General features: G+C 74.2%; 3 protein-coding genes. All 3 read left to right on the top strand.

Annotated elements, in window-relative coordinates; translation table 11 throughout:
• The coding region (gene rny / locus N869_RS14495) for a ribonuclease Y (RefSeq protein ID WP_035062755.1) at window positions 1-1,157 on the top strand (1,157 nt) is incomplete at its 5' end.
• Between the two features lie 5 nt (window positions 1,158-1,162).
• Window positions 1,163-1,990 (top strand): Nif3-like dinuclear metal center hexameric protein, encoded by an 828-nt coding sequence (locus N869_RS14490; protein WP_052105619.1) that lies wholly within the window; start codon window positions 1,163-1,165, stop codon window positions 1,988-1,990.
• 139 nt (window positions 1,991-2,129) lie between these two features.
• Window positions 2,130-2,341: helix-turn-helix domain-containing protein (locus tag N869_RS14485; protein ID WP_035062753.1), on the top strand; the 212-nt coding region annotated here is incomplete at its 3' end.

Here is a 2,341-nt window from a genome sequence, read left to right as displayed (position 1 = left end):
CCCGCCAGGAGGCCTCCCGGGTGCTGGAGGCGGCGTCGGGGCTCAGCGCCGAGGAGGCCCGTGCGCTGCAGCTGGAGCGTGCGCGTGACGAGGCCCGCAACGAGTCGGCGGCGCTCGCGCGTCGGCTCGAGGCGAAGGCGCGGCGCACCGCCGAGCAGCGTGCCCGCCGGATCCTCACCACCGCCGTCCAGAGGATCGCCGGCCCGACCAGCGCCCAGGCGGTCGTGACGAGCGTCCCCCTGCCGGGGGAGGAGATGAAGGGCCGGATCATCGGCAAGGAGGGGCGGAACATCCGCACCTTCGAGGCGCTCACCGGCGTCAACGTGATCGTCGACGACACCCCCGACTCGATCATGCTGTCGTGCTTCGACGCCGAGCGGCGCGAGCTGGCGGCCGTCGCGATGCAGGCGCTGGTCGCCGACGGCCGCATCCACCCCCAGCGCATCGAGATCGCCTACGCCGAGGCGCAGGCCGGGGCGGCCGAGCGCACGGTGGCTGCGGGCCACGACGCGGCGGAGGCCGCCGGGGTGGAGGACCTGCACCCCGAGCTGGTCGAGACCCTGGGACGGTTGCGGCTGCGCACGAGCTACGGGCAGAACGTGCTCGCCCACCTCGTCGAGACCGCCCAGATCGCCGCGGTGCTCGCGGCAGAGGTGGGTGCCGACGTGGCCCTGGCGCGCCGGGCCGCGTTCCTGCACGACGTCGGTAAGGCCCTGACCCCGCACCAGCCGGGGACCCACGCGCGGGTCGGGGCCGAGCTCGCCCGCCGTCTGGGTGAGAGCCCGGCGGTGGTGAACGCCATCGAGGCCCACCACGACGAGGTTCCGCCGGAGACCGTCGAGGCGGTCCTGGTCCAGGCCGCGGACGCCTGCTCGGCGGCGCGCCCGGGTGCGCGCCGGGACGAGCTCGACCAGTACGTCGAGCGCATGGACACCCTCGAGGCGCTCGTCCAGGCCCACCCCGGTGTCCGTCGCGCGCTGGCCATGGCTGCGGGCCGTGAGGTGCGGGTGGTGGTCGAGCCCGACGCGGTCGAGGACGCCGCGATGCCGGCGATGGCCGACGCGATCGCCCGGCACATCGAGAAGGACCTCAGCTTCCCCGGTGAGATCACCGTGACGCTCGTGCGTGAGCTCCGGGTCACCGCGACGGCCGGGTGACCGACGTGAGGACCACGGCCCGACAGGTGATCGACAGGATCGCGGCGCACGTAGGTACCCCGCCGCGGGCAACCACCGTCGACGGGTTCGTCGCGGGTGACCCGGACGTGGCGGTGCGGGGCGTCGCGGTGACGGTGATGGCCACCCTGGACGTCCTGCGCGATTCCGTGGCCCGGGGCCTGGACCTGGTCGTGACCCACGAGCCGCTCTACTACGACCACCACGGGACGTCCGAGGCGGTCCTTGCCGCCGACGCCGACCCCGTGCACGCGGCGAAGGCGGCGTACGTCGCCGAGCACGGGCTGGTCGTGTACCGCTGGCACGACGCGTGGCACGACCGGCGCCCCGACGGCGTCCTCACCGGCACCGCGCGGGCCCTGGGCTGGCTGGGTGCCGAGCGTCCGGACGAGCCGGGCGTCTACGACCTGCCGTCGGCCACCACGCTCCACGCGTTGGCCGTGCACGTGGCGCAGGCGCTGGACGCCCGGGCGCTGCGCTACGTCGGTGCACCCGACTCGCCCGTGGCGGTCGTCGGCCTGCAACCCGGCTTCTGCGGGTTCGACAGGAACCGGCGCCTGCTGGCCCGGCAGGGTGTGGACGCCCTGGTGCTCGGTGAAGGCCACGAGTGGGAGACCGGCGAGTACGCGGCCGACGCGGTCGCCGCAGGTGCGTGCGCCGGCGTCGTGGTTCCCGGGCACCTGCCCTCGGAGCAGGAGGGCATGGTCGAGGCCCACCGGTGGTTGACCGTGCTGCTGCCGGAGCTGCGCGTGGAGCTGGTGCGTGCCGTCGACCCGTTCACGGCGGTCCCGGTGCCGGCCGCGACCCGGCTCTAGGTGTGCTGACCACGAAGGTTGTTGACGTAGCGAGAGACCTCCGGGTCGAGTGGGAACTGCTCAAGGAACCCGCTCAGACCAACGGAGGTCTCTCGTTTCCCACGCTAACGCCCGGCTGACCCCGGCCGGCAGGCTCGTGATGGTCCAGCGCATCGCCTCAGGCCGGCCGGTCGCTCACGTCGCCGCGGAGATGGGTGTATCGCGCACCACGGCGTGGCGGTGGTGGCGCCGCTACCGCGAGCTGGGTCACGCCGGCCTCGTGGACAGGTCCAGCCACCCCCTGACCCACCCGCGCCGGACGCCTCCCTGTGTGGAGACGCGGGTGCGGATCGCCCGGATGCTCTCGCGGCG

This window comes from Cellulomonas bogoriensis 69B4 = DSM 16987, assembly GCF_000767165.1.
Lineage (GTDB): Bacteria > Actinomycetota > Actinomycetes > Actinomycetales > Cellulomonadaceae > Actinotalea > Actinotalea bogoriensis.
This window is presented reverse-complemented; position numbering and strand designations above follow the sequence as displayed.